General features: G+C 64.5%; 23 protein-coding genes. 9 read left to right on the top strand and 14 right to left on the bottom strand.

From position 1 onward, the window contains the following. Position 1: 1 nt before the first annotated feature. The 6 genes from VGG53_RS04410 to VGG53_RS04385 form a co-directional block, all read right to left on the bottom strand. Positions 2–1,486 (bottom strand): aldehyde dehydrogenase, encoded by a 1,485-nt coding sequence (locus VGG53_RS04410; protein WP_331516776.1) that lies wholly within the window; start codon positions 1,484–1,486, stop codon positions 2–4. 15 nt (positions 1,487–1,501) lie between these two features. After that, a complete protein-coding gene (locus VGG53_RS04405; RefSeq protein ID WP_331516775.1) occupies positions 1,502–2,833 on the bottom strand; it encodes a cytochrome P450 in 1,332 nt (443 codons plus the stop codon). Between the two features lie 186 nt (positions 2,834–3,019). After that, the gene (locus VGG53_RS04400; RefSeq protein ID WP_331516774.1) at positions 3,020–3,349 is read right to left on the bottom strand and encodes a hypothetical protein; all 330 of its coding nucleotides are present in this window, start codon (positions 3,347–3,349) and stop codon (positions 3,020–3,022) included. Further along, on the bottom strand, positions 3,339–4,826 hold the full coding sequence (locus VGG53_RS04395) for a wax ester/triacylglycerol synthase domain-containing protein (RefSeq protein WP_331516773.1): 1,488 nt from the start codon (positions 4,824–4,826) through the stop codon (positions 3,339–3,341). Before VGG53_RS04395 ends, VGG53_RS04400 begins: the two co-directional genes overlap by 11 nt. A gap of 13 nt (positions 4,827–4,839) precedes the next feature. Further along, positions 4,840–5,745, bottom strand: coding sequence for an alpha/beta hydrolase (locus VGG53_RS04390; protein WP_331516772.1), 906 nt, complete (start codon positions 5,743–5,745; stop codon positions 4,840–4,842). Between the two features lie 48 nt (positions 5,746–5,793). Beyond that, entirely contained in the window at positions 5,794–6,894 is a 1,101-nt protein-coding gene (locus VGG53_RS04385) for an NAD(P)-dependent alcohol dehydrogenase (RefSeq protein ID WP_331516771.1), read from the bottom strand. Positions 6,895–7,431: 537 nt separating this feature from the next. On the opposite strand from VGG53_RS04385, the gene VGG53_RS04380 reads away from it, so the two are divergent. From VGG53_RS04380 to VGG53_RS04355, 6 genes are all read left to right on the top strand, one after another. Continuing rightward, positions 7,432–8,946 carry an HAD-IB family hydrolase gene (locus tag VGG53_RS04380; protein ID WP_331516770.1) on the top strand — a complete coding sequence of 505 codons (1,515 nt, stop codon included), beginning with the start codon at positions 7,432–7,434 and terminating at the stop codon, positions 8,944–8,946. Further along, positions 8,943–10,790, top strand: coding sequence for a 1-acyl-sn-glycerol-3-phosphate acyltransferase (locus VGG53_RS04375; RefSeq protein ID WP_331516769.1), 1,848 nt, complete (start codon positions 8,943–8,945; stop codon positions 10,788–10,790). The genes VGG53_RS04380 and VGG53_RS04375 overlap by 4 nt, the downstream gene beginning before the upstream one ends. A gap of 112 nt (positions 10,791–10,902) precedes the next feature. Then, entirely contained in the window at positions 10,903–11,697 is a 795-nt protein-coding gene (locus VGG53_RS04370) for an enoyl-CoA hydratase-related protein (RefSeq protein ID WP_331516768.1), read from the top strand. Between the two features lie 44 nt (positions 11,698–11,741). Further along, the gene (locus VGG53_RS04365; protein WP_331516767.1) at positions 11,742–12,635 is read left to right on the top strand and encodes an SDR family oxidoreductase; all 894 of its coding nucleotides are present in this window, start codon (positions 11,742–11,744) and stop codon (positions 12,633–12,635) included. Positions 12,636–12,673: 38 nt separating this feature from the next. Then, on the top strand, positions 12,674–13,150 hold the full coding sequence (locus VGG53_RS04360) for a MaoC family dehydratase (protein WP_331516766.1): 477 nt from the start codon (positions 12,674–12,676) through the stop codon (positions 13,148–13,150). Between the two features lie 147 nt (positions 13,151–13,297). Further along, entirely contained in the window at positions 13,298–14,068 is a 771-nt protein-coding gene (locus tag VGG53_RS04355) for a FadR/GntR family transcriptional regulator (RefSeq protein WP_331516765.1), read from the top strand. A gap of 40 nt (positions 14,069–14,108) precedes the next feature. Here the strand turns inward: VGG53_RS04355 and VGG53_RS04350 are convergent, their stop codons facing one another. The 6 genes from VGG53_RS04350 to VGG53_RS04325 form a co-directional block, all read right to left on the bottom strand. Then, positions 14,109–14,750, bottom strand: a complete 642-nt coding sequence (locus VGG53_RS04350; RefSeq protein ID WP_331516764.1) for a 3-oxoacid CoA-transferase subunit B — start codon at positions 14,748–14,750, stop codon at positions 14,109–14,111. After that, positions 14,747–15,493: a CoA transferase subunit A gene (locus VGG53_RS04345; RefSeq protein ID WP_331516763.1), complete on the bottom strand. Its 747-nt coding sequence runs from the start codon at positions 15,491–15,493 to the stop codon at positions 14,747–14,749. Before VGG53_RS04345 ends, VGG53_RS04350 begins: the two co-directional genes overlap by 4 nt. Before the next feature lie 20 nt (positions 15,494–15,513). Then, positions 15,514–16,707, bottom strand: a complete 1,194-nt coding sequence (locus VGG53_RS04340; protein ID WP_331516762.1) for an acyl-CoA dehydrogenase family protein — start codon at positions 16,705–16,707, stop codon at positions 15,514–15,516. Then, the gene (locus tag VGG53_RS04335; protein WP_331516761.1) at positions 16,707–18,410 is read right to left on the bottom strand and encodes an AMP-binding protein; all 1,704 of its coding nucleotides are present in this window, start codon (positions 18,408–18,410) and stop codon (positions 16,707–16,709) included. The genes VGG53_RS04340 and VGG53_RS04335 overlap by 1 nt, the downstream gene beginning before the upstream one ends. Positions 18,411–18,531: 121 nt before the next feature. After that, entirely contained in the window at positions 18,532–19,323 is a 792-nt protein-coding gene (locus VGG53_RS04330; protein ID WP_414688880.1) for an enoyl-CoA hydratase/isomerase family protein, read from the bottom strand. Between the two features lie 27 nt (positions 19,324–19,350). Further along, the gene (locus VGG53_RS04325; RefSeq protein WP_331516760.1) at positions 19,351–20,331 is read right to left on the bottom strand and encodes a quinone oxidoreductase family protein; all 981 of its coding nucleotides are present in this window, start codon (positions 20,329–20,331) and stop codon (positions 19,351–19,353) included. A 230-nt stretch (positions 20,332–20,561) separates the two neighbouring features. Here VGG53_RS04325 and VGG53_RS04320 point away from each other — a divergent pair, with 230 nt between their 5' ends. Together VGG53_RS04320 and VGG53_RS04315 are read left to right on the top strand one after the other, a co-directional pair. Further along, positions 20,562–21,695 (top strand): LuxR C-terminal-related transcriptional regulator, encoded by a 1,134-nt coding sequence (locus tag VGG53_RS04320; protein WP_331516759.1) that lies wholly within the window; start codon positions 20,562–20,564, stop codon positions 21,693–21,695. 15 nt (positions 21,696–21,710) lie between these two features. Beyond that, positions 21,711–22,793 carry a LuxR C-terminal-related transcriptional regulator gene (locus tag VGG53_RS04315; protein ID WP_331516758.1) on the top strand — a complete coding sequence of 361 codons (1,083 nt, stop codon included), beginning with the start codon at positions 21,711–21,713 and terminating at the stop codon, positions 22,791–22,793. 45 nt (positions 22,794–22,838) lie between these two features. Here the strand turns inward: VGG53_RS04315 and VGG53_RS04310 are convergent, their stop codons facing one another. Continuing rightward, positions 22,839–23,636, bottom strand: coding sequence for an SDR family oxidoreductase (locus tag VGG53_RS04310; protein WP_331516757.1), 798 nt, complete (start codon positions 23,634–23,636; stop codon positions 22,839–22,841). Next, positions 23,633–24,532, bottom strand: a complete 900-nt coding sequence (locus VGG53_RS04305) for an alpha/beta hydrolase (protein WP_331516756.1) — start codon at positions 24,530–24,532, stop codon at positions 23,633–23,635. Before VGG53_RS04305 ends, VGG53_RS04310 begins: the two co-directional genes overlap by 4 nt. 156 nt (positions 24,533–24,688) lie before the next feature. Here VGG53_RS04305 and VGG53_RS04300 point away from each other — a divergent pair. Beyond that, positions 24,689–25,139, top strand: a 451-nt coding sequence (locus VGG53_RS04300; protein ID WP_331516755.1) for an acyl-CoA dehydrogenase family protein, incomplete at its 3' end; no start/stop codon positions are given.

Below are 25,139 nucleotides of genomic sequence, written 5' to 3'. Positions count from 1 at the left end.
ATTACAGCGGTGTAGCCGGTGGTTGACCGGCATCCGGCGTGGGCGGCAGATAGATGGTTTTGTAAGTCTGGAACGCGTGCAGGCCTTCGGGGCCAAGTTCGCGACCCATTCCGCTTTGTTTGATGCCGCCGAACGGCGCGACGGGATCGTTGACGTAGTGGTTGACCCCGACTGTCCCTGAGCGAACGCGGCGGGCGATATTGGCCGCTCGTTCGAGATCTGATGACCACACGCTTCCGCCCAGGCCGTAGACACTGTCGTTGGCAATCGCCACGGCTTCCTGTTCGTCGGAATAAGGAATCAGCGCCAGCACCGGGCCGAAGATCTCTTCGCGTGACACCGTCGCGTTGTTGTCCAAATCGGCGAAGATCGTGGGCTCCAGGAACCAGCCGCGATCGAAGCCTGCTGGCCGTGAACCGCCCGCGGTCATTCGGGCGCCTTCACTCTTGCCTTTCGCGATGTAGCCTTCGACGCGCTCACGCTGCCGCTTCGACACCAGCGGACCGACCTTGGTCTCGGGATCGAGAGGATCGCCCACCTTCAGCGAGCGCGCCAAATCGGTGATGGTGTCCACGATTTCGTTGTATCTGCTACGTGGAGCCAGCACCCGGGTGTTGAGCCAACAAATTTGACCGTTGTTGAGCAGGGTGACTCCGAAGAACTGCTCGATGGAGGCGGCCAGGTCGGCGTCGTCGAGGACGATTGCCGCAGATTTGCCGCCGAGTTCGAGGGTCACCGGCCGCAGCAGTCGCCCACAGGCTTCGGCGATCCAGCGGCCCGCGCCGGTGGAACCGGTGAACGAGACCTTGTCGACCCCGGGGTGCTCGACCAGGTAGGCGCCTACTTCACGACCTCCCGGAACAACGTTGATGACACCCTCGGGTAGGCCCGCCGCGGCCGCGGCCTCGGCCATGAGGAATGCGTCGAGCACGGTTTCCTCTGCCGGTTTGAGCACCACGGAGCAGCCGGCCGCCAACGCAGGCGCGAGTTTCAGGAAGGCAATCCCCTGTGGGACATTCCAGGGCACGATCGCGCCGATGACGCCGATGGGCTGCTTGGACACTAGCGATGTGCCGCCGAGCATGCCGTGACGCGATTCCTCCACTGGTGCACTGGTCATCAAGTCGCTGTAGTAGCGCACCAGCAACGGCGGAAAGCCGGCCTCGAACTGCTGGGCGAGCCAGATCGGCATGCCGTTCTGCATTGACACGCGTCGCGCTGTTTCGGCGCCACGAGCTTCCAGTTCCACTGCGAACCGTTCGAGGACGTCGGCGCGCTCCTTCGGATCCCAGGCCCCCCACCCGTCGGGAGCGTCGAACGCCGTTCTGGCCGCGGCGACAGCGGCGTCGATATCGGCTTCGGTGCCCCTGGGCACCGAACCGATACGCTCCTCTGTAGCGGGGGAATGGACGCCGATGGTGTCATGGCCAGCGGGCGCCGTCCACGTGCCGCCGATGTAGAGCTGTGGGTAATCGATTGTGGTCATGGCGATTCCGGCCGATCAGGAGATGGTGAGCTTGGCGGGCAAGTGTTTCAGGCCGCCAACGAAGTTGGTCTGTGTCACGCTGCCGGGTCCGAGAATCTCGATCGACTCCAGTCGGGGCAGTAGCTCCTCGAACATCACCTTCAACTCTTGCTTGGCCAAGTGCTGGCCGACGCAGGTGTGCGCACCGAAGCCGAACGCGAGGTGGTTGTTGGGCTTGCGGTCGATGTCGAATTCGTCGGGGTGGTCAAAGACTTCCTCGTCGCGGCAACCGGACTGGAACAGCGGCATCACGCGGTCACCGGCTTTGATGGTCTGTCCGCGCAACGTGTGGTCCTTGAGCGCGACGCGCATGAAGTGTTTGACCGGCGCCACGTACCGCAAACCCTCCTGGATGAGGTCGGGTACCAGACTCGGGTCCGCTTTGACCCGCGCCAGCACATCGGGGTGTTCAGCAAGAGCCTTCAGCGTGCCGGCCAGGGTTGCCGAGGTGGTGTCGTGACCGGCGGTGAAGATGGCCGTGTACCAGCCGTACACGAAGGTCTTGGGCCAGTACTCACCGTCGGGCAGCTTGGCGCAGGCGACCACCGTGGCCAGGTCGTCGCGGGGATTGGCACGGCGGTCTTCGGCCAGCGTGTCGAAGTAGGCGAAGTAGTCCTGGATGGTGGCGGCGAACTGTTGGGCCATCGCCTCCGGGCTCAGCGCCTCGACGTCTTCACGCTGATGCTCCGGATCGGCGGTGCCGAAGAACTCCTGGGTGAGCGCCATCATCCGCGGCTCGTCCTCGGGCGGGACCCCCAGCAGCGTCATTATGACGTGCAGCGGGAAGCCCAGCGCCCAGTCGTCGAGAAGGTCGATGTCGCCACGGGCCGAAAGATGCGTGAGCTGATCGACGGACTCCCTGGCGAGTTCGCGGATCTGCTCTTCCAATTTCCTGACCGACGGTGGCTTGAAATAGCTGAAAGCCATGTTTTTGGCATGTGTGTGCTCAGGCGGGTCGATATAGGGGAGGGCGTCGAGGATGCGCAGGCTGCCGCCGAGGAGTTGCTTGGTGAACTCGTCACCGGCGGTGTTCTGCAGGATCGGGTTGTGCGAGCCGACGTTCTCGGTGCCGCCGCCGGCGGCAAAGACTTCCGACAGAGTTTCGACCTCTTGGATGTCGGCGTGCTTGGTGACCAGCCAGATCGGGTCGTAGCCCTCGATGACGGCCTTCGCCACCGGCATGTTGTTGCGCATCCATTTGTAAGCGTCAAACAGCGCGCTGAGGTCGGCGTGGCCCTCGGGGAGTACCAGCTGTAGGGCGATTTTTTCGGGAAGAACTGCCGGTTCGGCTTGCTGCGCGGTCGTCATCGACGTCCTCTTTCTGTGGTCTTGGGTGCCCTGCAGCCCTCGTCCATGAGGCGTCGTGGGCGGGTCCGGTGACTCAAGTCTCATCGTGAGAGGCTGCTTTGTGCGTCACCATGACGGGGGGTCATCGCTCCCGCGTTGGGGGTAATCGGGTCCCGGTCGGCGTTCGAAGAGACAGTTCACAGCCACTCAGTCCGCCGGGCAGCCGTCGTTTATCCATTGTTCGATAGCGCTGATTTCGTCCGGCGGCACCGGGTCGAGGTACGCGGGCATGGCGGGCGTCACGGCGCCCACGGGAGGATCGTCCAGATCGGAACCAAATGGTGCTTCGCCTTTCAACGACAACACCAGGTTTGAGTTCACGCCATCACCGGGGGTCACGAGTTTCCGCCCGCCGACTTTCATTTCGACGAATCGGTCCCGCGTGACACCCCGCCAGAAGGGGCCGTGGGAGGCTACGTCGGCGTCCGGCCCGCCCACCGCCTTGTCGAGGATTGCGACGACGTCATCAAATTTCATGACCCTGTCCTTTCGCCTGCGGTGGTTGATCCTTTTCATCCGGCCGGACCTGCTGCTCGCTTCGGGAGGTCCTCGCAAGAGAGATCACCTCGTCGAAGCCTTCACGCAGGCAGGTCGAGAACGCCGCGGGGTCGGCGATGGCTTCGGGGTCGAAGTTGACAGCGATGCAACAGGTTCCGTCGTAAGTCAGCATTGCCACCATGGCCGGGATGCCGGGTCGGGGACCCATCGGGTAGACGCGCGTCACCCGCGCACCCGCCAGATACAGCGGACGACCGATCGCCCCAAGGTTGGAGGCCTGCAGGTCGGATAGGCCGGTCATCTCACCGGCGATGCGGGTCAACACAATCCCCGGCAGGCGGCTCAGCACCGGCGCGATGAGGTCGAGAAATCCGAGCGCGGGCTCCATCCGCGCGTCCACGATGAAATCGTGAATGGCCGTGATGCGGGTCGCGGGGTCCGGTTCACCGACCGGAGCAACGAACCGGGCGCCTGCGAACTTGTTAGCGCCCATCGGGTCGGCATCGGTGCGAAGGCTGACCGGTATCGCCACCGGCATGGAATCGACCGTGAGAGAGAGCTTTTCGTGGTAACGCCGCACCCCACCGAGCAGAGCGGCCAGGAAAGCGTCGTTGACCGAACCTCCGGCAGCCCGCCCCGCTGCTTTCAGGTCATCGAACGGCACGTCGAAGGTGTCCAGCCGATAACCCGATCCGCCGCCGGTCAACGCGGGGGAATGGGATGTCTCCGGCGATGTCAGCACTCGCCGCAGCGACGTCGCGAACTTAATGGCGTCGGTCGTCGTTCCGATGGGGTCGCCGACGACCCGGCCCGCCACGTGGAGAGCTTCGCGCAACGCACTCCCTGGCGCTCCGACGACCTTGCCGGCCAACCGGTTTATCAGCAGCCCCTCCGGTGACTCCTGGCGTCGGGGCCTGGGTACCGGTCTATCGTCGGCGGGTCCGGGCTCCCGGCTGTGCCCGTGGGCGAGATCGAGCAGTTGGAGCAGACCGATCCCGTCACTGAGGCTGTGATGCGGTTTGAACAGGTAGGCGGCCCGAGCTCCGTTGAGGCCGAGCACTAGCAGGGCCTCCCACGGCGGCCGTTCGGGATCGAGTGGGCGGGCGGCGAACTGGGCCGCCAGGTCGTGCAGTTCGGCCATCGACCCGTTGCCTGCCAGCCGTACCCGCTGCAGGTGATACTCCAGGTCGAAATGCGGGTCCGGCGACCACGCCGGTGCAACCAGCGACACCACCGGCTCGACGACCCGTTCCCGCAACCGCGGCACCCGCTGGGTGAATCGATCGTGTGCGGCCACCAGTCGATCCCAGTCCGGCTCGGTGTCCAGCAGCTCGATCATCACCCCGGTCGAGCGGCTCCGGTGGTCGCGACCGCTGCGCCACATCAATGCTTCCCATGCGCTGAGGTCTTGCCCTCCGCCCCATGAGGCAAGCGCGTCGCCGTCGCTGCTAGTCATTTCGGTGGCCCACTTAGGTTGACACGGCCGCGTTGTCCACAGCACGGGTTACTTCGAGGATCAGTTTCGCGACGGTGACCGGGTCGTCGGACATTGGGACGTGCCCCACGCCACGAAGGCGGATCAGCTCGGCCCCGGGTAACCGTTCGAGCATCGGCGCACCGAAACCGTCGAATGGCAACACCCGGTCCCGGTCGGCCCAGACCAGCCGGATGGGGTAATCCCGTACGGCCGGCAGGGGTTGCACCTGGGAACGCGGCAGTACCCGCGCCAGTGGCGCGACGGCGGGCGCCCCAATGCCGGCCCGGATGGTAGCCGCCAGCACCTCGGGTGCAACACGACTGGGGTGGGCGACCTGGCTGGCCAACAGCAGCCAGCGCAGCGCGGGGTTGGTGGCGATGGCGTCGGCGTGCGACGCATAGCGGCCGAGCACAGTGGAACGCCGTATTGCGGCTGCCACTAACTCGATGCGGCGCTGCGACCGCCAGGCTCCGGCCGGGCTGAGCAGCACCAGGGAACGCGCCCGGCGACGGCGCGCAAGCTCGATGCCCAACCACCCGCCTAGGGAGTTACCGGCGATGTGCACTGTCTTCAGGTCCAGCCGGTCGAGTTCGGTTTCGATACCGTCAGCCAGGGCGTCAACCGATGGAGCAACCTGCCCATCCAGCGGCGGCCCGCCGGCGTGGCCCAGCAGGGTCGGTGCGATGACGTCATGGTGTGGTTCCAGATACGGCAGCACCGGCGACCAGGCATGCCAGAATGCGGTGATGCCGTGCAGCAGCAGCAGGGGCGTTCCTGTTCCGGCGCGGTGACTCGGGGTCAACTCCAGCAAGGGAAGGGGGGCGGGCGGCTTGTGGTTGCGACGGGCGCGCGTAGCCGCCGTGGCCGCGGCGCTGCCGGCCAGGAGCGCCGTGGCCACGGTTGTTGTCCGTCGCCGCCGATTGTTCGTCATGGATGTCGTCACAGGTCAGGGTGTCAGCACGGCCTTGAGGACCTCGCCACGGTGCTGGGCCTCTACCGCTTCGTTGATCTGGGCCAGCGGCATCGTGGTGATCAGCCTGTCGAACGGAAACTTGCCCTGATCATGTAGAGCGAGCAGGTAGGGGATGAATATCTGCGGGTCGGCGTCGCCTTCAACGATGCCCCGAATGGTGAGCCCGAGCAGCGGCGGCTGGAATAGGCCGACCGAAAAGACGGCCTGCGGGTCGGCAGGCACACCGATCAACCCGAGCATGCCCCGCACCCCAAGGGATGCAAGCAGTTGTTCGACGACAGGGGTCACTGCGGTGGTGTCGATGGCGTAATCCGCACCCGCGGGTGCGATCTCGCGGATCTGGTCTGCTAGTGGCCCGGCGTGCGGGTCAACGGCGTGGGTGGCGCCGAGTTCGGTGGCCAGCGCCCGCCTGCTCTCGTGGAGGTCGACGGCGATGATCGAGGAGGCCTCACGCACCACAGCGGCCATCACGGCGGACAGACCGACCGCGCCTGCACCGGCGACGACCACGGTCGCGCCGGGCTGTACGTCCAGTGAGTTCAAGACTGCGCCGGCCCCGGTCTGGATGCCGCAGCCAAGCGGACCGACGAGTTCGACCGGAGCCTCCGGCGGAAGCTTGACCACGTTGCGTTCGTGAGCCAGCGCGTGCGTCGCCAACGACGACTGGCCGAAGAAGTTGGCCCCCAATTTGGTTCCGCCAGCGGCTAACCCGGACGAGCCGTCGGTGCGCACCCCGCTGAAATTGTATTCAAGGAAGTTGTGGCAGTACGCCGGCTCTCCCTTGGCGCATCGGGAGCACGCGGCGCAGCTGTTGAAGCTGATTGCGACGTTGTCACCAACGGCGACCGTCGTCACGTCTGCACCGACCGACACCACAGTTCCGCTGCCCTCATGCCCCAGGACGCCGGGCAGCGGAAACGGCAGGTGGCCTTCCTTGACCGCGATGTCGGTGTGGCAGATGCCGGCTCCGGCGATCTGCACGACGACTTCGTCGGGTGCGGGCTCTTGAAGGTCGACCTCCCTGAGGGTGAACGGCCCGCCCACCTCCTGAACCACCGCGGCCGAGATTTGCATCCGATGCCTCTTTTCTGTCTGCGGCGTTTGGTCCGATGCGGCGCTGGCCGCGCTTACGGAGGGCCCCGACAAATGTCGGTGTCGACTGTGCTAATCGCGATGAAGCGAGTGTGGTCGAATGACCGCAGCCGCCGCGTCACCACATCGAGCGGTTCTCCACCCCGCAGAAGAGGTATTTCTCCCCGACACTCTTGGCCGACCGAGATCAACTCTTCATAGTGGGATGGCCGGAGTAAAGGCGGCGGTCGCAAACTACCCGCCCCGATACCGTGCCGGCGTGCCTTCCGTCCCAAACTCCAGGCATGCGATGGGCGGTGTCGGGACCGGGTTTGCGGTCAACGGTGACCGCATTCCGGCGGCCTGGCTGTTACGGCGGCGACACAGGGGAGACGAAGTGAGAATCGTAGTGGAGCGGGTCACCTGCGCCGGGATGAGAATCTGTGTCCAAGCCGACGGCAATGCCCAGGTACTCAGGGGGCTACCTCGAGGACAACGGAGTCCTCGAGGTAGCTCGCGCGGTTGGCTGCGGGATATGAGATGACCAGTAGGACACCGCCGGTGATCACGGTCGACCAGCTCATCGAGCAGATCAAGGTGGGGCCCGGCGGTCCGAAAGTCGCCGCCTTCTTCGACTTCGACGGAACGCTGATCCAGGGCTACTCAGCGGGCGCTCTCTACGCGCACCGCGCCCGCAATCTCGAACTCGGACCGGACGAGTTCGTGCGCACCCTGCGCGCCGCGCTTTCCGGCCCCCTCGACGAAGCCGGGTTCGAAGACCTACTGGTGCAAGGAATCCGTGGTTGGGTGGGCCGCACCGAAGACGATCTCATGGAACTCGGCGAGCAACTGTTCAACCAAGGAATCGCCGGAGCGCTCTTCCACGGGTCGTGGCGGCTGGTCCGCGCCCATCAAAACCGCGGCCACACTGTGGTCATCGCGACGTCGGCGACCCGGATGCAGGCACAGCCCATGGCCCGCGAGTTGGGTATCGATCAGGTCTTGTGCACCGAGCTGGAGACCGAGCAAGGTGTGCTCACCGGCGGCCTGGTGGGACACACGCTGTGGGGCGAAGGCAAGGCCGCTGCGGTCACGGAATTCGCTAGAGGGCAACGGATCTCGCTGAAAAACAGCCACGCCTATGCCAATGGCGACGAGGATGTCGCGCTGCTCGACGCGGTCGGGTTCCCGCATCCCGTCAACCCGGCGCCGGTCCTGGCCCGCCACGCCGCAGAGCGCGGATGGGACGTCCTGCGGTTCCGGACCAAGCGCGGCCGACTGCATCCGGTGGCGTTGGCCCGGACGACAGCCTTGTTCAGCGGCTTCGCCGCCGCGCTGGGAGCGGGCACCGTCGCGGGGGCGTTGACCTACGACCGGCGCAGTGGAGTGGACCTGTTCACCTCCCTGTTCGGCCGTGTCGGTGGGCAATTGGGCAACATCCGCATCGAGGTCACCGGGGAGCAGCACACCACACGTCGACCCGCCGTGTTCTTCATCAATCACCAGAGCACGTTGATCGACGCGCTGGTCGCATCGAACGTCGTGCAACGGGGCTTTACCGTGGTGGCCAAGGCCGAAGTGAAGCAAATACCGGTGCTCGGGCAGTTGCTCGCATTGGCCGACATTGCCTTCGTGGACCGCTCCGATACGTCGAAGGCGATCTCGGCGATGCAGCCGGCGGTGGACAAACTGCGCAAGGGCGTTTCGATCATCATGTCGCCCGAGGGCACCCGATCGCTGAGTCCGCGGATCGGCGCATTCAAGAAAGGCGGCTTTCACCTGGCCCGCGACGCGGGGGTGCCGATCGTTCCGATCGTCATTCGCAATGCCGGCGAAATCATGTGGCGCAACGCGAAAGTGGCCCAGGAAGGCACGATCGAAGTCGTTGTCCACGAACCAGTTGCGACCGCGAACTGGACCAAACCCGATCTCGATGAGTGGGTGCCGCGAATGCGCCGGCTCTACGTCGATACCCTCGACGACTGGCCGGGCGTCGCGGCGGGGAAACGGTGGTCGGAAGCGATCGCGAAGGCATCGGGGGCGGTGCGGAAATGACGGTGCTGCCGGATCGTCTTGTGCGGCTGCTGCGCGCGAACGGATCCGGCACCACGTCGTCAGATGAGGCTGAGGAGCTGCTGAGTTCCGACGGGTTTCGCAGGGCCACAGCGCAATTGGCATCGCAGTTGGGACGCGCTGTGGCCGACGTACAGGTCGAAGCAGCGGTTTACGTGCGCGAGATGGCGGCGACCCACCTTCCTTCCGTCGTGCGGGCTTGGCAAGCGTGGTCCGGCTGGATGGTCCGTGGATTCCAGGTGGTCATTGACGACGACGACCTGGCCAAGCTGCGGGAGCTCGACCGCGACCACGCTCTGATCTTTTTGATCTCCCACCGCTCCTATCTGGATCAGTTCTCGTTCCCGCCACGCCTCACCCAGGGAGGGATTTCGCCGACGTTCGGGCTCGCCGGCGCCAACCTCAATTTCTTTCCGCTGGGCACATTGGCCCGGCGTAACGGGTTTATCCCCGTGCGACGTGCGACGGGCGACATGCCGGTATACCGGCTGGCCCTGCGCGCGCTCGTCGGCCAGATGGTGGCCAGCGGTCGCAACCTGGTGTGGTCGATCGAAGGAGGCCGGACACGCACCGGCAAGTTACGGCCGCCGCGATACGGGTTGCTGAGGTACGTGACTGATGCGGTCGAATCCGTGCGGTCGGAGCAGACCCTCGCCGTCCCAGTTTCCATCCTCTTCGACCAGTTGCCGCTGCACGAAGTCAAACTGATGGCTGCGGAGGCGCGCGGACTTCCTAAGAAGCCCGAGAACGCGCGCTGGTTGCTCAATTACGCACTCGGCCTGCGACATCGCCTGGGACGCATCTACATCAACTTCGGGTCGCCAGTGCCTCTGTATGAGCGAATGGTTGCGCTGCGAGCCGAGGGGCTGGCCGACCGGCAGGTGGTCGAACGCATCGCGCTGGAGATCTGCCACCGCCTCAACCAGGCCACGCCGGTAACCGCCACGGCCGCAGTGTGCGTCGCGATGCTCGGTGAAGACCGTGCCCTGACCCTCGACGAAGTGTGTGCCACAGTTGCACCGCTGGCCCATTACTTGTACGGCCGCGGCTGGCCCGTCGCCGGGGGCGCCGATCTCACCGAGCGTGCCACGGTGTCGCAGACGCTGCACGACTTGGTCGGCTCCGGCGTATTGACCTGCTACTCCGAGGGGCCGACAACGGTGTGGGGAATCGGCGACGACCAGCATCTAATCGTTGCGGTCTACCGCAACAGCGCGATCCATGTTCTGGTGACCAGGGCGATCGCCGAACTTGCTTTGCTGGCGATCGCGCGCACACCGGAAGCCACCAAGCGCACAGGGTGGGAGAAGGCGTTAGCGGTTCGCGAACTGCTCAAGTTCGATTTTTTCTTCGCCGGACGCGCTGAATTTGCCGACGAACTGTGGAATGAGTTCGCGATCATGACCGGACACGGCCACGACCCCAGCGCACCGATCGATACCGAAGAGGCCACGCGGAGTTTGTATGAAAGTGACCTGCTGGTAGCTCATCTGGTGCTAAGACCGTTCGTCGACGCCTACCGAGTGGTGGCCGAGGAGTTGCTGAACCTAGGTCCCGGTTGCGACATCGACGAACAGGAACTGCTCAAGAGGTGCATTCGCCTGGCTCGGCAATGGTCACTGCAGCACCGCATCACCGAGGAATCGGTGTCGGGGGAGATGTTTGCGACCGCATTGAATATGGCGCGGCACCGCGGGCTTCTCGACGCACAGGCCCCGGCAAACGAGATTGCGGATGGTCGGGCAGCCCTCGTCGCCGAGCTCGACGAGCTGCAGCAGTCGATCGATGAATTGGCGCAGATGCGCCGGGATTTCGCGCCGACGTGAGAGGAGGCCGCGAAGAATTGGATTTCGCCAACCTAGGCCACTTTGGTAATATGGTAAGACCATAATATTCGGGCGGATGGTGCCCGGGGCTTTCAACGAAGAGAGGCAACCGATGACCGAGTTCACCGACATCACCTACGAGGTCGACAACGGCCTTGCCTGGATCACGATCAACCGACCCGAGCGATACAACGCTTTTCGCGCGCGCACCCTTGACGAGCTCATCCGTGCCTTCAAAATAGCTTGGGGGAGTTCGGAAGTCGGCGTGATCTGCCTGACCGGGGCGGGCGAGAAGGCTTTCTGTACCGGTGGTGACCAGAAGCAGCGCGCCGAAACCGGCGACTACGGACCGTCCGAGACCGGCCTGTTCGAGGTGGATACGTTGCATCGGGTCATCCGCGACGTGCCGAAGCCTGTCATCGCTGCGGTGAACGGGTTCGCGATCGGCGGCGGCCACGTTCTGCATGTGCTCTGCGACCTGACGATCGCCGCAGACACCGCGGTGTTCGGCCAGAACGGCCCACGAGTCGGATCCTTCGACGCCGGCTTCGGCACCGGTTTTCTGGCCCGCGTGGTCGGCGAGAAGCGCGCCCGTGAGATCTGGTTCTTGTGCCGCAGGTATTCCGCGGAGCAGGCCGCCGAGTGGGGACTGGTCAACAAGGTAGTGCCGGCCGACCAGCTCAAGTCGGAGGTGCGGGCATGGGCGGACGAAATCTTGATGCTTTCGCCGACCGCGCTGAAGGTTCTCAAGCAGTCGTTCAATACCGATACCGAGCAGTTCGCATCAGTAGGTCAGATGGCGTATTCGACTCTGAAGATGTTCGGCGAGACACCCGAAGCGCGCGAAGGTATTACCGCGTTCAACGAGAAGCGGGTGCCCGAATTCGCCGCCTACCGCGGCAACTGAGCGGTCGGTTGGCTGGCGCGAAATCATCGAAAGAGCTTGGGACTGTGACACGCATCTTTGATCCCGCAGTGCTGGACGGCAAGCGCATTCTCATCACCGGCGGCGGCACCGGGCTGGGCCGCGGGGTGGCCGCCCGGCTGGTCGCCCACGGCGCACAAGTGCACCTGTGGGGACGACGCGAATCAGTGCTGGCCGAAGCCGCCGCGGAGATCTCGGCCGGGCGCTCAGGCAGCGTCCATTATCAGCCGGTCAATGTCCGGGACTTCGACCAGGTCACAGCTGCGGTGGACGAGATTTGGCATCGGCACGGACCCCTTACCGGCCTGCTGAACAACGCGGCCGCGAATTTCATCGCGCCCACGGTCACTTTGAGCCCGCGAGCTTTCGATGCGGTCACCTCGACGGTGATGACCGGTTCGTTCAACACGACGCTGGCCGTCGGCCGGCACTGGATCGCCGAAGGTCTGCGCGGATCGGTGCTGTCAAACCTGACCACATGGGTGTGGAGCGGTTCGGCGTTCGTCGTCCCCTCGGCCATGGCCAAGGCCGCGGTGCACGCGATGACGATGTCGTTGGCGGTCGAGTGGGGCCGCTACGGCATTCGCCTCAATGCCCTTGCATCCGGGCCGATCCCGACCGAGTACGCCTGGGAAATGCTCAATCCCACTGATGAGAGCGCCGTCGGCGCCACCCAGTCCGAGCAGATACCACTCGGTCGCCCAGGGACGATCGACGAACTGGCCAACCTGACCATCTTCGCGTTCTCCGACGCCTGCGATTACCTGACCGGCGAGACCATCGCGATGGACGGGGGCCAACGGCTGGCTGGACCCAATACGTTCGCCGGGCTAACGGCGATGAGCGACGAGGACTGGGCGACGGCGCGCGAGCGCAGTAAGGCCGCATCTGCAGCGGCCAAGGCCGCACGCAGTGTGTAGCCGTCCACGCAGGTCAGCGTGAATTGGGAAGGAAGTCCTTGAAGGTCATCGGGTCCATCGACGAAGCCGTACAGCTGATCGGCCAGGAGTTGGGCGTCAGCGACTGGACAGGCATCGACCAAAAGCGCATCGACGCGTTCGCCAACGTCACGGGGGATCACCAATGGATCCACGTCGACCCCGACCGGGCTCGTACCGAAAGTCCTTATGGCGCAACGATAGCCCACGGATTCCTGACGCTGTCTCTGATTCCCGGGCTGAGCAAGGCCAACTACCGCGTCGAGAACACGAGGATGGGCATCAACTATGGACTCAATAGGGTGCGGTTCCTCGCGCCGGTTCCCGCATGCAGCCGGATCCGGGTCCGATCGGAGCTTGTCGACGCCGCCAAGGTGGATGACACCACGGTCGACCTGATAGTGCGGCACACGGTCGAACTGGACGGCTCGGATAAGCCGGCCGCTGTGGCGGAGCTGATTGCCCGAATGGTTTTTAAGCGCCGCCTCGACGGGTAGTCCACCCTGACACGCAGGCCTATTTGACCCTGTGATGCGTGGTACGTCGTGAGAGTGGTGTGCCTGACTACGTTCAGGGGGCTTCGGGTAATAAGCTGACGATAATTTCGGTCTTACCTTTATGCCGAAGCTCACTAGGGGGCGAAGATGGAACCAGGCGCGACAAATTCGGCCACGACACGTTCAAGCATCTTGCTCAAGCCAGTCGATGTCCCCAAAGCATCCGACGTGTTGGCACGTGAACTTCGCGAGCGGATCCTGTCCGGCGAGCTTACCGAGGGTACGGCGCTTCCCGCGGAACGCGAGCTGGTCAAGCAGACGCAGATGAGTCGGGCTACGGTGCGGGAGGCGTTACGAATCCTTGAGGTGCAAAACCTGGTCCGGGTGAGGGCCGGTCGGGCCGGCGGGGCATTCGTACAGAAACCGACGACGAAGTCGATGGCAAGTTCGGTGAGCATGCTGATCCGCGGCCGGCGGATCAAGCTGGCTGATCTGATGGAAACGCGTGAGGCGTTGGAGCCGTTCTGCGCCGAGCTGGCCGCTCGCAAACGCACTGAGGACGAGCTGGCGGCGCTGGACCGGGCCAATAAAGACATCTCCGACCCCGATGCTGACCTATCAGCGTTTCTGCAGGCCAACCTCGACTGGCACGTGGGTGTGGCGATGGCCAGCCATAATGAGTTGTTGATCGGATTCATGACCGCGTTGTCCCAGGCTATCTATGCCGGAACCGAGAATGCGGCGTTCGTCGACGACAACGTGCGAACGGTGACAGCTCGCGCGCATCGCTCGATTACCACCGCGATCCGCAACCGCGACGCCGAGGCGGCCGGCCGGCGCATGCGTCGCCATGTGCACAGCTACGCCAAGGCCGCGCTGGCCATGGACGAGCGTGAAGCGATCGCCGTCGACGACTGAGCCGCTTGGCGCGGGCCGAAGGTTGCCGACGTTGTCGTCGTTACGGCACGGCGGGAAGCGCAAGGGGCGGTTCGGTTTTCGCGACAACCTCGTCAACACTGACGCCGGGCGCGGTCTCGATCAGGTGCAGACCGTCGTCGGCGACGTCGATGACGGCGAGATCGGTGAAGATTCGCCGCACGCAGCGCTTACCGGTTAGCGGCAGCGTGCAGTGCTCAACGATCTTCGCGCTGCCGTCCTTGGCGGTGTGGTCCATCATCACGAAGACTCTTTCCACGCCGTGCACTAGGTCCATCGCCCCGCCCATGCCCTTGATCATCTTGCCGGGGATCGTCCAATTGGCCAGGTCGCCGGTGGCCGAGACCTGCATGGCGCCGAGCACCGCGATGTCGAGGTGTCCGCCACGGATGATCCCGAACGAGGACGACGAGGAGAAGAAGGCCGCGCCCGGCAACGTGGTGACGGTCTCCTTTCCGGCGTTGATCAGGTCGGCGTCGAGGTGATCGCGCCGCGGGTATGGCCCGACACCGAGAATCCCGTTTTCCGAATGCAAGACGACGGTGATGTCGGCGGGGATGTGGCTCGGGATCAGGGTGGGTAACCCAATGCCGAGGTTGACGTACTGTCCGTCGTGCAACTCGGCGGCTACCCGCGCCGCCAGCTCGTCTCGGCTCCAGCTCATAGCCGCACCGTCTCCTTTTCGACCTGCTTCACCGGGTTGGGCACATGCACCACCCGGTGCACGTAGATTCCCGGGGTGTGCACCTGGGCGGGGTCGATCTGGCCCGGTTCGACGAGGTGCTCAACCTGCGCGATGGTGATCCGGCCCGCCCCGGCACAGTCGGGGTTGAAGTTGGCGGCCGCCGCGTGATAGACGAGGTTTCCGTGCCGGTCGCCTTTGAAGGCGTGTACCAGTGCGAAGTCAGTCCGGATGGCTCGTTCCAACACGTAGCTGACCCCGTCGAATTCGCGGGTTTCCTTCGGCGGCGAGGCAACCGCCACCGTACCGTCTGCGTGGTAGCGCCACGCCAGACCGCCGTCGGCCACCTGTGTCCCAACCCCCGTGGGTGTGTAGAAGGCAGGGATCCCCGCCCCCCCAGCGCGCAGCCGCTCGGCCAGCGTGCCCTGCGGGGTCAGCTCAAGCTCAAGCTCACCGGCCAGGTATTGCCTGGCGAATTCCTTGTTCTCCCCGACGTAGGAGTTGATAGTGCGCCGGATCCGCTTGTGTTGCAACAACACTCCTAGGCCGATCCCATCCACGCCCAAGTTGTTGGAGACCGTCTCCAGATCGCGGGCCCCAAGCTCCAGCAGCGCCGCGATCAGCGCTTGGGGGATGCCGCACAGCCCAAACCCGCCGACGGCCAGCGACGACCCATCTGTCACGTCGGCAACAGCCTCCGCCGTCGTTGCCACGACTTTGTCCATTCACAAGCCTCCTCGCGACTTCAGCTCTTGGGCATGCCGAGAATGCGCTCGGCGACGATGTTGCGCTGGATGAACGTCGACCCGCCTGCGATGGCAGTGCCCCGGGCCTGGTACGCCAACCGCAGCCAGCGTTGGTCGTCGGCTGGTGACGTGTCAGAGGCGCACTTCTCGGCGAGCGCGAACTGTCCGCCCATCTCGCCGAGTTCCAGGCCGAAGTCGGCGATGTCCTCCACCAGCGGGCAGAAGAACAGTTTCCCGATCGAGGTCACCGGGCCTGGCGGTCCGTCCCCGGCGGCTCCGGTAATGACCCGCTGACCGATCAGGTAGTGCACGAGCGCGCGCCCGTACAGGTCGGCGATCCGTTGCCGCACCAGCGGGTCGGCGCCCAGCGGGGTGCCGTCGTCTGTTGTACGACAAGCGATCTGGTGGATCAGATCGTTGACCGCGCCGGTGGTGTTTACTCGGCCAGTGGCGATAGCCACCCGCTCGAACGCCAGGGTGCCCATCGCGACCCGCCAGCCGCCGTCCACCTCACCCAGGACGCCGTCATCGGGGATGAACACTCCGTCGAGGAACACCTCGTTGAATTCGGCCTCGCCGAGCATGTGTGCCAGGGGACGGATCTCGACGCCGGGGCTGTCCATTGCGACTAAGAAATACGTGATTCCGCGGTGCCGCGGTCCGCCGCCGGTGCGGGCGAGCAGGATCGCGTGCGCTGCCAGCTGGGCGCGGCTCGTCCAGATTTTCTGGCCCTGGATTCGCCACCCGCCGTCCACCTTGGTGGCGGTGGTGCGCAACGAGGCCAGGTCTGAGCCGGCCTCGGGCTCGGAGAATAACTGGCACCAGATCTCGTCACCGGTCAGGATCGGTTGGAGATAGCGTTGTTGCTGGGCCGCCGTGCCGAATTCGATGATCGTGGGGCCCGCGAAATCCTCGCCGATGATGTTGAGCCGCTCCGGGGCGCCGGCCCGATCGAGTTCCTCGTTGAAGATCGCGCGAAGCTTGGCGTCCGCGCCGCCTCCACCGTACTGCTTCGGCCAGGACAGCCCGGCATATCCGGCGTCGTAGAGCAAGCGCTGCCACGCGCGCCAGTAGTCGAGCTTGTCCTCGAGGCGTGCGGGTTCGGGTCCGCCCAGCCGTGGCAACGTGTCCTGTAGCCATCTGCGCGCTTGTGCTCGGAATTCCGCTTCGGCGGGACTGTCTTTTAGCTCCATCAGGGGGCGCCAGCCACTTCCCGGGACTGCATGCTTTCGCTCTGGAGGCGTTGTTCGATGTCTTTACGCAACTCTTGTTTAAGGATCTTGCCGGTTGCGGTCATCGGTAGCGAGTTGACGGCGACCACGCGCTCCGGTGTCTTCTGGATCGGCATGCCCTCCGCGAGCAGGTACTCGCGCAGGTCCTCCACGGTCGGGGATTTGTGTCCCGGCTTGCTGACCACGTAGCAGCACACCTTCTCACCGAGCTTCTCGTCGGGCATGCCCACCACCGAGTACGCCTGCAACGCGGGATGGTGGGCCAGATGCTCCTCGATCTCGCGGACGCTGATGTTCATCCCGCCGCGAATGACGATGTCTTTCGTCCTGCCCGTTACTCTCATATATCCGTCGTCGGTCATCTTCCCGAGATCTCCCGACCTGGAGAAGCCGTCCTTGGTGAAAAGGACCGCAGTTTCCCCCGGATTCGCGAGGTATTCAATCATGTGGGCGGGGCCGCGGTAGGCGATGTCGCCTTCGCTACCTCGAGGCACTTCGTTCCCATTGTCGTCAACGATTTTGACTTCCGAGCCGGGTACCGCCCTGCCGTCCGACGTCAGGGCGCGTGACACCTCGTCGGTGACTGAACATGTTGTGGTTACCAAATTTTCGCTGCGCCCGTAGAGGCTCAGGACCCTGAGGTCGGGTAGGGCGGCGTTGGCCTGCTTGACGACCGCGGCGGGGATGGGTGCGCCCGCACACGTCCACAGCCGCAACGTGGACAGGTCGTGGCGCTCGGCGTCGTACTCGGACAGCAAGGTTTGCAGGAAGGTCGGGGCCGTGACCGCCGCCGTGCAGCCGAAGCGCTGGATCTCGTCGATGCCGCGGGCCGGATCCCACTTCGCCATGACGTGTGTCGACGCCCCAGCCAGCATGGGCACCAACACGCTGGTAACCAGCCCGGTGGTGTGGGCGATGGGGGAGGGACCGAACTGGACATCGGTCTCGGTGTAGCCGAATGGCCCGACCAGCGCACGCGAGCCAGCACAGTAGGTGTTGAACGTGTGCACGCATCCCTTTGGCCGCGACGTGGTTCCGGAGGTGTAGACGATGACGAACGGCTCATCGGGACCGGGCGGAGCATCGAGCTCCTGTCCGGCGGCGTCATCGTCGGTGTCGGCCTCCAGCTGGTGCAGGGTGAACACGTCGGCATCGGCGTTGGTGCCCCCTTCGGCAGTGTTGTCGGGCCGGGCGGTGACGATCGTGAGTTCCGGATGGTCTCGGCGCAGACCGAGATACATGTCCAGATAGTCAAATTTGCCGAAGTGCACCGGGGTAAACACTGTCCGTACCCCGGCGTTGGACAGCACGTAGTTGACGTCGTCGCGCCGATAGATCGGCATGATCGGGACCATGATGACGCCAAGTCGCGACAACGCGGTCAGCACCTGGATGAACTCAACCCAGTTGGGCAACTGCACGGCGGCGGTGTCACCGCGCCGCAACCCCCGTCGGTGCAGACCGACGGCCAACCGTTGGCCGGCGTCGAAGAGCTCCCGAAACGTCAGCGAGCGTGTCCCGTCGGTCGCGAACACCTTGTCGGGATTTTCTGCAACGCGCCGGACCAACAGGTCGTGGAATGTCTCGGTCGACCAAACCCCTGTGCGGTAGTAGTCGTCGATTTCCTGCGGGCTGTAGCGGGCGGTGTATGGGCTTGGCTTCATTGCACTGTTCCTCGCTCTCGGGATCCGCCCACCGGGGCTCACGCCCGGGGAACCACAATCATACGAATAATAGAATGGTCAGACCGAAACGGCAAGGGCCTTGGACGCGCACAGCGGCCCCTCATTCGTTGCGCCAGCGCGGGGGACGCTTCTCCTTGAAGGCCCGCACTCCTTCGGGCAGATCTTCGGTAGTAAAGGCCAAGGCAAGTTGGGCTTGCAGATAGTCGAGCGCCGACTCCAGCGGCATGTCGCGAGTCGCAGCCAGCGCCCGCTTGCCCATGCCGAGCAACAACGGTGATTTGCCGGCGATGTCGGCGACCCATTGCTGCAGAGCGTCGTCGAACTCAGCGTCAGGCACGACCTTGTTGACCAATCCGGCGGCGGCCGCCTCGGCGGCGCTGATCAGTCGGCCGGTCATCATCAGCTCGTTGGCGACCAGCCGTCCGGTGGCGCGGAAGATCAATGCCGAGATCATGAAGGGAAACGCGCCGACGTTGATCTCCGGGCAACCCAGTCGGATCGACTGCTTGGCGATGATGAGGTCGCAGGCCAACGCGATGCCCAGCGCCCCGGCCAGTACGTCGCCGTTGGCTGCGCAGATGACCGGCTTGTCGATTCCGGTAAGGGTGCCGAACAGGGTGGGGAACCGCGAGAGGCCGGCATATTTGACGATCGTCGCGCGATTGTCGGCGAACGCGTCGAGGTTACCGCCGGAGGAGAAGATCCGCGGGTGTGACGAGGTCAGCACGATTACCCGGACCCGCGAGTCGGCTGCCGCCTGCCGCAGCATTGAGCTCAGCTGATCCAGCAGTGCGTCCGACAGAGCGTTGCGCCGCGCGGGGTCATTCAGCGTCAGGTACGCCGCCAGCACATCGCCGCCCGGGGCCGCAGCGTCGAGCCGGTAAGTGACCAGTTCGGTTGACTCGCTCACTTTCGTCTCCTAGTCGTTGCGCAGTACGCATTTGCCGAACGCGCGGCCACGTTCGAGGTATTCGTGTGCTTCGGCGGCTCCGTCCATCGGAAATTCGCGATCAATCACCGGTGCGCGCACCGAGTATTGATCGAACATCTTGAGCAGGCCAGCAAAGTCTTTCCCGCTGCCCATTGTTGTTCCGAGCAGATCGAATTGACCGAAATAGAAGCTGCGGATGTCTATTTCGGCGGTCTGTGCGGCGTTCGCGCCGAGGACCACCAGCCGGCCGCCGGGACGCAATGCTCGCACCGACTCGCTCCATCGGCCGACGGGGTCGAGGATCAGATCAAACCCGGCGTTGTCGGGCGACATGGCGCGGGCGTGTTCGGGCCATCCCTGCTCGCTGTGAAGCACGCCATCGCGGGCGCCCGCGTCCACGGCGCGCTCGATGGTTTCGGCCGAAGAGGAGGTCACCGTAATGCTGGCACCAACGGCGACCGCGAGGGCGATCGCCGTGGTGGCGATTCCGCCGCCGGCTCCGACCACCAGCATCGACTCACCCCGTTTGAGCCGTCCGCGGACGAACAACGCGCGGTAGGTCGTCAAGCCGGCCAGCGGCAGCGCTGCGGCCTCGGCCCAATTCAGGCCCCGAGGTTTGGGGGCCAGGCAGTCGGCGGGCACGCCGACCAGCTCGGCGTAGGTCCCGGGGGTGTGGTCACCCAGAATCTCCCAGTCGCTGGCCGGTGCTTCCTCGCGGTCGCCCCAGTTCAGCGATGGCAGGATCACCACTTCCTCCCCTGTGTCGGTGCGGACGCCGGCACCATCAGCACCGATGATGTGTGGCAGCGGCGAACCGTAGCGGCCTTGGCGAACTAAGACGTCATGCCAGTTCAACGCGCTGGCACGCAGCGCCACGGTCACCCATCCCTGCCGTCCGCGCGGATCGGGAAATTCGCCGGGACGCAACACTGCGGCGGTGCCGAACTCCCGAATGATCACAGCGTGCAAACTCCACCTCCTATGGCCTGACCATTAGACCATTGCCCCCGTTTGCGCACAAGCCAGTCCCGCGGTCGGACTGCTTGGACGTTTATTCCGGTTTGCTGGATTGCACAGCACTGTGATGAAGCCAATGCTTGCAAATCCGTTGTGGCGCGCGTTACATGTGCTCTATACTTCGGTCCAATGGTATGACCAATCAGCGGTATGGCCGGCTTACCGAGAACAGAGGAGCAGCGATGAGTTTGCGGGTACTCATGGCTTCCATCGCGGAGGATCCGACGGCGGTTTCGCGTGCCGAGGCCGTCGTCGCTGCCGCCGCCGACCACCTCAAAGTGGCGCCTCCCGAGCTGACGCCGACGGCGTTGGGACACCAGTTGGACAACCTGAGGCAACGCCTCGAGCAACGTATCGCGCTGCCATCCGACCCGAGAGAAGACTGGGCGACGACCGCCGAAATCCTGATCTCGATCCTGAGGTTGCAGTGCGAACTACTCGACTACGATCTGGCTCGTCGGGTCAAAAGCATGTCGGAGATCCGTCACGCCCTGGGCTACCTGCGCGGTCTGGCGCCGCGCAAGATGATCTACTCCGCACCGGAGGTGCTAAGCCGGGAGTTTGCGTTCGCGCGCACCATGATCTCCACCGTGCGCAGTTCGCTGTGGCTGCCCCAGCACATGCATATTGAAGATGAAGGTGCCGATCCCCATGGGCGACAGCTGCTCGAATACGTACGTGACCGGCACATCCAGCTGGCGGACGCTCCACTGGAGACAGAACTCGTGCGCAAGCGGTGCGGCGTCTTCGCGCCGTCTCCGATGGAAGACAAACGCACGTTCAAGGAAATCGTCGAAGTCTCGGGCTGCTTCGGCTATATCGGCGCCCCGATCACTGTTCAGGGCAGGGCAATCGGAATTCTGCACGCCGATCGCCCCGAACCTCACGGACTAGTCACGATGGACCATCTCGAACAGTTGGAGGCCTTCGCCGAGTGTCTGTCCGTGGCGTTCGAGAGCGCGGCGCTCGAAGAGAAGGCCGCGCAACAACGCCTCGAAGTCGACAATCTATGCGGCAATGTCGACGAACTGCTCAGCCGGTCAGCCCGCTCGGTGTTGTGGTCATTGCCAGGCGCGGTGCCGATACAGCTACACAATGCCTATCCCCGGGACGATCAACCCGCTGTCCCCGCCCTGACCGCCCGCGAACGAGAGATCATGTCGCATGTGGCGACCGGCGCCACCAACCACCAGATTGCCCGGTGCCTGGTGATCTCGGAAGGGACAGTGAAGTCGCATCTGAAACATATTGCCAAGAAGCTCAATACGTCCAGCAGGGCAGCGGCGGTCGCGATCTATGCCGGCGTAGCCAGTTGATGTAGGGGAGTCGCGATGAACAACCGCGCGATGGTCGCCAGGCTCAACGAACTCGACGAACAACTGTGCAGCGCGTTCGGCATCTCCCGATCGGGCGACGCGAGGACACTCGATGAGGCCATCACGATGTCGGCCGCCACCACCGAGCGCCTGCTGACCCGCCAACGCTGCGTCCGTGACGACACCGCGTCACCGAGCGGACCGAGCCCCCTGACAGACTTCCTACAGGCACAAGTCGAAGCGCGCCAGTTGAGAGCCGGTGACCGCGTCGACGTCGTGCGGTCGTTGACCGCTGGCATCCGGCGCATGAAGAAGGCCGGATCGCTGCAAGGGCTCGGCCGCCAAGCCTGTACCGAACTGTGCGACGTGCTGGGTTTCGACGGCGCGTTGCTGTCGTTCGTCGAAGACGACGGGTTCGTCGTCGAGGAATCCGACCACGGTCTCGGTGGTCCCACCGTGATCCCGCGTCGTGACTGTGGACCCGAGCGAGCCTGTATTCGCCAGCGTGACACCGTCCAGACCAATGAGGCCGACATGCCCGCCACGCCGGGCTATCGCGAGTTGCTCGGCTCCGTGCACTATCTCGTCGCCCCGATCATCGCGAAATCGCGGGTGGTCGCACTCCTGCACGTCGGTCGCCGCGGCGAAAGCGGGGTTTCTACCGCTGACATCGACGTGCTCGACGCGTTCGCCTCCGCCTATTCGCTGCTTCATGAGCGGATGCTGAATACCGAACGGGTGCAACAACAGCGGACGTCGATCGCCCGCGCGGCGGCGCGGCTGACCGAGCAAGCAGACCGCATCGCCGCAGCAGCCATCAGCTTTGATGTCGAAGAGGAAACTCGTGCCGAGCCGCCGACCGTCGCTGCGGATTCCGCGTTGGCGGCAACGCTGTCGGATCGTGAACGCCAAGTGTTCGAAAGGCTGGTCTCGGGTGCCTCCAACGCCGAGATCGCTGACGAACTTGTCATCACGGTCGAAACGGTCAAAACACACGTGAAGAGGATCCTTCGCAAGATCGGCGCCATCAACCGGTCGGAGGCGATCGCCCTCTACATGGACGACGCCAGGACGGCGTCCCGTCGACGCACCCGGTAACTGTGGTCGGAGGTGCGTAACGCGTTTAACGCGTTTCGCCCCGCACTATGCCGCTGAGATGCCGCCGTTGACGCTGATCGCCTGCCCGGTCAGCTTCGCCGCCTTGGGGCTGCACAGGAACACGGTCAACGCAGCGATGTCGTCGGCCGTCGGCACACCGAGCTGGGCTTGCTGCGCTGCTCGGGCGAAGAGTTTGCCGCTGAACCCGTCGGCGGTGATGCGTTCTGTGGAGGCGGTGCCGTAAACCAGTGAGGGCGTCAACGCGTTGGCGCGGATGCCGTAACGCTTTTCTTCGATCGCAATCGTTCGGGTAAACATCACGATGGCGGCTTTGGCGGCCCCGATCACTGCTTCACCAGGTGTGGCGGTTTTGGCCGCGTCGGATGCCACGTTCACGATGACGCCGCCTCGACGGCTGCGCATGCTCGGCAGCACCGCGCCGGCCATATGCATTGACGGCAGCGCCAACTCGGTGAGCATGCGACCGATGTCGGCACTCGGAATGTCGATGAATAGCTCAGGCCGCACATCCGCGGCGGTGCTGCACATCAGGATGTCGATACCCGACAGGATTTGATCGGCCTCTGCGGCGACGGCTATTGCTGCGTCTGGATCGAGGGCGTCACCAGCGAGGAAGTGTGTGGCTGCACCGAATTCGGCGATCGACTTCGCGGCGAGTTCGCCGCGTTCGGCGTTGCGGCCGACCACCACGATGCGGGGCACGCCGGCCGCCGCCAGTGCCCGGGCGGAGGCCAGCCCGATGCCCGCCGTGCCGCCCACGATCAGCGCGCTGGATGCGTCAAGGTCTTTGGGGGCCGGCAGGTCGACTCGGGTCTCGGTCATGTTTTCGTCCTCACTGCTGGTGCTGCCGATACGCGGTGTAGCCATTGCAGAAGGTCGTCGATCACTTGTGCACGGTTGGTTTCGTTGAGGATCTCATGCCGGCCGTCGTCGTAGACGCGGACGGTGACATCACTGAGACCGGCGGCGCGGTAACGGTCCACCAGTGGCCACAGCAGAGTGAGCGCTCCGTTGACGGGATCCTTCGATCCCACCGCCAGGTACATCGGTAGATCGTGTGGCATGCGCGCCACCTGGGCGGAGTCGGCGAGTCGCTGTGCGCCGGCGAACATGTCTTTCAGCGACGCGGCGTCAATTCCGAATCCGCACAGCGGATCTGCGAGATATGCGTCGACGACTGAGTCGTCGCGAGAGAGCCAGTCGAAGTCCGTTCGAGCCGGCTGGAACGCGATATTGAAGGCGGACAGGTCCAGATCGCTGGACAGATCCAAGGCCGGTTCCAGAAGATCCAGGGCAGCGGTTCCGGTTAAGGCGACCGCGTCGACGTTGGCACCGTGATCCAGCAGAAATTGTTGAGCCGCAAACGAACCCATGCTGTGGGCGACTATCACGACCGGCAAGCGAGGATGGTCTGATTTCGCTTGGGCGATCACCAGATTCAAATCATCGAGGAGCGCAGACCAGCCGTCAGGTCCTAACTGGCCCGGCCCGTAGTCGCGGTCGAGCGAAGCGCCGTGTCCGCGGTGGTCATGTCCGTACACCGCAAACCCCTGGGCGGTGAGCGCGTTGGCCACGTGGTCGTACCTGCGCAGGTGCTCGCCCATGCCGTGGACGAGCACGACGACGCCGGCGCCCGATTGGCCGCCACGAGCGGCCCAGCGATAGCCGACAAGGTGCCTGCCGTCGGCGGCACGGTAGGAGAGCGTGTCGGGGTCCATCACCGGGGTCCGCTCAGTCGAGGGCACCGAGAATTCGGGCAGGCCGCTATGAGCATCACGGTAATAACATTAGAATGGTCAGACCGAAGTGGTCAAGCTTTAGCAAAGGCAGTCCTCGGCTGAGCGGCCGCTGCAGACGTACAGGGAGACACCCACATGATTTCGTTCGAGTTCAGTCCCGATCAGACCGCGTTTCAGAAGACCCTTGTCGACTTCTCTCGCAAGGTCCTACTCCCGGCCTACCGGGATCGCGCGGCGTCCACCGAGTTTCCGTTCGACATCCTCCGCCAGCTCGGCGAGCTTGGCGTCCTGGGAATCGGGCTCCCGGAAAAGTACGGCGGCACCGGCGCCGAGGATCCGGTGATGCTCGGGCTTGCCACCGAAACACTCGCGTATGGCGATGTGAATCTCGCGTCCGCGCCCGTGCAGATCGGACTGATCGGCTCACAGTTGATGCACGGGACCGAGGAGATCCAACAGCGCTATCTGCCGGCGATGATTGAAGGTCGCGAAAACGTCGCGATCGCGCTGACCGAGCCGGGGTCTGGCTCCGACGCCGGGGGCCTGACGACCGTGGCGCGACCGGTCAACGGCGGATGGACGCTGG

Source organism: Mycobacterium sp. (assembly GCF_036490025.1).
In the GTDB taxonomy this organism is placed as follows: domain Bacteria; phylum Actinomycetota; class Actinomycetes; order Mycobacteriales; family Mycobacteriaceae; genus Mycobacterium.
This window is presented reverse-complemented; position numbering and strand designations above follow the sequence as displayed.